This is a genomic window from Acidisphaera rubrifaciens HS-AP3, assembly GCF_000964365.1.
Taxonomy (GTDB): domain Bacteria; phylum Pseudomonadota; class Alphaproteobacteria; order Acetobacterales; family Acetobacteraceae; genus Acidisphaera; species Acidisphaera rubrifaciens.
This window is the reverse complement of record NZ_BANB01000171.1, coordinates 1-4,796: the sequence shown is the minus strand read 5'-3', so window position 1 is coordinate 4,796 and position 4,796 is coordinate 1. Positions and strand designations below refer to the sequence as shown.

Annotated in this window: 4 protein-coding genes; 3 read left to right on the top strand and 1 reads right to left on the bottom strand. The window is 69.4% G+C overall.

Translation table 11 applies throughout. From position 1 onward, the window contains the following. Nucleotides 1-334: 334 nt before the first annotated feature. The 3 genes from B8460_RS06375 (at nt 335) to B8460_RS06365 (ending at nt 4,090) form a co-directional block, all read left to right on the top strand. Nucleotides 335-832, top strand: a complete 498-nt coding sequence (locus tag B8460_RS06375) for a (2Fe-2S)-binding protein (protein WP_048860747.1) — start codon at nt 335-337, stop codon at nt 830-832. A 67-nt stretch (nt 833-899) separates the two neighbouring features. Beyond that, nucleotides 900-3,281, top strand: coding sequence for a xanthine dehydrogenase family protein molybdopterin-binding subunit (locus B8460_RS06370; protein WP_048860746.1), 2,382 nt, complete (start codon nt 900-902; stop codon nt 3,279-3,281). 11 nt (nt 3,282-3,292) lie between these two features. After that, nucleotides 3,293-4,090 (top strand): FAD binding domain-containing protein, encoded by a 798-nt coding sequence (locus B8460_RS06365; RefSeq protein WP_048860745.1) that lies wholly within the window; start codon nt 3,293-3,295, stop codon nt 4,088-4,090. A 78-nt stretch (nt 4,091-4,168) separates the two neighbouring features. On the opposite strand, the gene B8460_RS06360 is transcribed toward B8460_RS06365, so the two are convergent. Continuing rightward, on the bottom strand, nt 4,169-4,796 hold a 628-nt coding region (locus tag B8460_RS06360), incomplete at its 5' end, for an aminopeptidase N C-terminal domain-containing protein (RefSeq protein WP_048860744.1).

Below are 4,796 nucleotides of genomic sequence, written 5' to 3'. Positions count from 1 at the left end.
GTTGCACCGCCGGCCGGCCGGCGCGCACGCCGCCGCATGCGCCCGCACGCGGCGAGCACGCCGCCAGACCGTTCCTTGCTCGCAACGGCACCGTCCCGCGTCCGGCGCAGCGGTCGCAATATTTAATTGAATATAACGACCCGACGCGACAGTGGTCGGCGTGTGCGTAGCCCGGCGCGGCGTAGTGCAGCGCGTAGTCGCGGCGCAGTCCGGATCGCCTCTGCTTGCATCCCGTCAAGGTTTGACCAACTGCATGCCGGCTGCGCATAGTCCGCGCATCACGCCGGGCGGCCGCGCGACCGCCGAGGTGCTGCGTCAAATCTTGGAGGGATACATGCCTCAGGTTTCCCTGACGGTGAACGGCAAGCAACACACGGTTGCAGTCGAAGGCCGCACGCTGCTCGTCGAACTGCTGCGCGAGAAGCTGTCGCTGACCGGCACGCATGTCGGCTGCGACACCAGCCAGTGCGGCGCGTGCGTCGTGCACGTGGACGGCGAGGCCGTGAAGTCGTGCACCATGCTCGCGCTGCAGGCGGACGGCACGTCGGTGACCACGATCGAGGGACTGGCGAAGTCCGACGGCACGCTGCATCCGATGCAGGACATGTTCCGCGAGCATCACGCGCTGCAGTGCGGCTTCTGCACGCCCGGCATGGTGATGGCGGCGGTGGATCTGGTGCGCCAGCATCCCGGGGGCATCACCGAGGCCGAGATCCGCGAGGGGCTGGAGGGCAATCTCTGCCGCTGCACCGGCTATCATAACATCGTCAAGGCGATCGCCGCCGCGTGGCCGCTGATGCACGGCGCGCAGGTCGCGCAAGCCGCCGAATAAGGCGGCCCGACGGCCAGGCGTGCCGGCCGCCAACGAGCGGCGACATAAAACGGGGACACAGGACGTCATGGGTCACGACGGAATCGGCGCCTCGATGCGCCGCAAGGAAGACCACCGCTTCATCAGCGGCCACGGCAACTACACCGACGACATCAACCGGCCCGGCCAGGCCTATGCCTATATCAAGCGGTCCGACCGTCCGCATGCGCGCATCCGCGGCATCGACACCGCCGCCGCCGCGGCCGCGCCGGGTGTCGTCGCGGTGTTCACCGGCAAGGACGTCGAGGCCGACCAGCTCGGCGGCCTGCCGTGCGGCTGGCAGATCCACAACAAGGACGGCAGTCCGATGGCCGAGCCGCCGCACCCGGTGCTGGCGATCGGCAAGGTGCGCTATGTCGGCGACGCGGTGGCACTGGTCATCGCCGAGAGCCGCCAGCAGGCCAAGGACGCGGCCGAACTGCTCGTCATCGACTATGAGGACCTGCCGGCGATCGCCTCCACGCTCGACGCGATCAAGCCGGGCGCGGCACTGGTGCACGACGATGTCGCCGGCAACGTCTGCTATGACTGGCATATCGGCGACGCGGCGGCGGTGGATGCGGCATTCGCCAAGGCGCACAAGATCGTCGCGCTCGATCTCGTCAACAACCGCCTGATCCCGAACCCGATGGAGCCGCGCGCGGCGATCGGCGACTACGACGCGAGCAGCGGCGAGTACACGCTGTTCACCACCAGCCAGAACCCGCACGTGATCCGGCTGCTGATGGGCGCGTTCGTGCTGCACCTGCCGGAGCATCTGCTGCGCGTCGTGGCGCCGGATGTGGGCGGCGGGTTCGGCACCAAGATCTTCCACTATGCCGAGGAAGCGGCCGTCACCTGGGCCGCCGGCAAGATCCGCCGCCCGGTGAAGTGGACGTCCGAGCGCGGCGAGTCCTTCATGACCGACGCGCATGGCCGCGACCATGTGAGCAAGGCCGAGATGGCGGTGGACGCGGAGGGGCATTTCCTCGCGCTGCGCGTCTCCACGCTCGCCAACATGGGCGCCTATCTGTCGACCTTCGCGACCAGCGTGCCGACATACCTGTACGCGACGCTGCTGGCGGGCGTGTATAAGACGCCGGCGATCTATGCCGAGGTGAAGTCGGTGTTCACCAACACCGTGCCGGTGGACGCCTATCGCGGCGCCGGGCGGCCGGAGGCGACGTTCCTCCTGGAGCGTCTGGTGGACGTGGTGGCGCGCGAGACCGGCATCGACCGCATCGAGCTGCGCCGCCGCAACTTCATCCCCGCCGATGCCTTCCCGTACCAGACGCCGGTCGCGCTGCAGTACGACAGCGGCGATTACCAGACGACGCTGGCCTCGGCGCTGAAGGCGGCGGACTGGGACGGGTTCGACGCGCGGCGCCGCGCCGCGGCGGCGAAGGGCAAGCTGCGCGGCATCGGCGTGTCCACCTATGTCGAGGCATGCGGCATCGCGCCGTCGGCGGTGGCGGGCGCGCTGGGCGCGCGGGCGGGGCTGTACGAGGTCGCCAACGTGCGCGTGCATCCGACCGGCAGCGTGACGGTGTTCACCGGCACGCACAGCCACGGCCAGGGGCACGAGACGACGTTCGCGCAGATCGTGGCCGAGCAGCTCGGCATCCCCGCCTCGCAGGTCGAGGTGGTGCACGGCGACACCGCGAAGATCCCGTTCGGCATGGGCACCTATGGCAGCCGCTCGCTGCCGGTGGGCGGCAGCGCGATCGTCAAGGCGACGGACAAGATTATCGCCAAGGGCAAGAAGATCGCCGCCCATCTGATGGAGGCGTCGGTCGACGACATCGAGTTCAAGGACGGCAAGTTCAGCGTCGCCGGCACCGACAAGTCCAAGGCGTTCGCGGAGATTTCCCTGACCGCCTATGTGCCGCACAACTATCCGATCGAGGAGCTGGAGCCCGGTCTCGACGAGACGGCGTTCTATGATCCGAAGAACTTCACCTTCCCCGGCGGCTGCCATGTCTGCGAGGTGGAGATCGATCCGGAGACGGGCACCACGACGGTCGTCCGCTTCACCGCCGTCGATGACGTGGGGCGGGTGATCAACCCGATGATCGTCGAGGGGCAGGTGCAGGGCGGCGTCGCGCAGGGCATCGGCCAGGCGCTGATGGAATGCGCGCTGTATGACGAGAGCGGGCAGCTGCAGACCGGCAGCTTCATGGACTACACGATGCCGCGCGCCGACAACCTGCCGAACATTTCGGTCGGCACCGAGGTCACGCTCTGCACGCACAACCCGCTGGGTGTGAAGGGCTGCGGCGAGGTGGGCGCGATCGGCAGCCCGCCGTCGGTGATCAACGCCGTCGTCGACGCGCTGCGCGACTACGACGTGCGGCACCTCAACATGCCGGCGACCCCGGCGAAGGTCTGGCAGCTTATCCATGCCAACGCGCCGCGCATGGCGGCTGAATAGGGAACGCGACGATGTATGATTTTGCTTACGCGAAACCGACCAGTGTCGCCGAGGCGGTCAAGGCGATGGGCGGCGAGGACGCGAAGGCGCTGGCCGGCGGGCAGACCTTCATCCCCGTGCTGAAGCAGCGGCTGAACAAGCCGGCGACGGTGGTCGATCTCGGCAAGCTCGGCCTGACGGGCATCAAGGTGGAAGGCAGCGCGCTGGTGATCGGCGCGATGACCCGCCATGCCGACATCGCCGCGAGCAAGGAGGTCACGACGCACATCCCGGGCCTCGCCGAACAGGCGAGCTGGATCGGCGACATCTCCGTGCGCCATCGCGGCACGATGGGCGGCAGCCTCGCCAACAACGATCCGGCGGCGTGCTATCCCTCGGCGGTGCTGGCGCTGGGCGGCACGATCAAGACCGACCGCCGCGAGATCAAGGCCGACGACTATTTCCAGGGCATGTTCACGACCGCGCTGGAGCCGGACGAGCTGATCGTGTCGATCACGCTGCCGTTCGCGAAGCAGTCCGCCTATGAGAAGTTCCGCAACCCGGCGAGCCGCTATGCGATGGTCGGCGTGTTCGTCGCCAAGACCGCCGCCGGCGTGCGCGTCGCGGTGACGGGCGCGGGACAGAACGGCGTGTTCCGCCACACGGCGATGGAAGCGGCCCTGGCCAAGAGCTTCACGCCCGACGCGATCGCGGGCGTGGCGACGCCGGCCGGCGACCTCAACAGCGACATCCACGGCAGCGCCGAATACCGGGCGCATCTGGTGGGCGTGATGGCGAAGCGGGCGGTGGCGAAGGCCGCGGCGCGGTAAGCACGCTTCCCCGACGAACGGCGAGGCGGGCGGAGATCGCGGTCTCCGCCCGTTTCGTCTCAGCCGTCCGCCCCTTGCTCAGCCGAGGCTGCGGCTGACCATCTCGCGCGCATTGGCGCTGAGCGTCGGCACGGCGAGGAGGCGTTCGAGGGCCGCGCGCATCAGCCCCTGACGCGCCGCATCCTGCCGCCGCCACTGGCCGAGCGGCGTGACCATGCGCGCCGCCACCTGGCCGTTGAGCGGGTCGAGGGCGAGGATGGTGTCGGTCAGCAGCGCGTAGCCCTCGCCGGAGGCGGCGTGGAAATGCACCTGGTTGGCGCAGAAACTGCCGATCAGGGCGCGCACGCGGTTGGGGTTGCGCAGGTCGAAATCGGGGTGGCGCATCAGCGCGCGCACCCGCGCGATCGTGTCCGGCAGCGGCGAGACCGCCTGGAGCGCGAACCATTTGTCGAGCACGAGCGGATCGGCGTGCCAGCGGTCGTAGAAGCGGGCGAAGGCCTCGGCCCGCGCCGGCGTGTCGAGGCGCGACAGCACGCCGAGGGCCGCGAGCACGTCGGTCATGTTGCGCCCGGCGTCGAACTGCGCGCGCGCCCGCGCCGCACCGTCCGCGGCATCGGCCGCCGCGAGGTAGCCGAGGGAGGCGTTGCGCAGCGCGCGCCGGCCGATCGCCGCGCCCTCCGGCGCATAGGGGCCGGTGTCGGTGAGG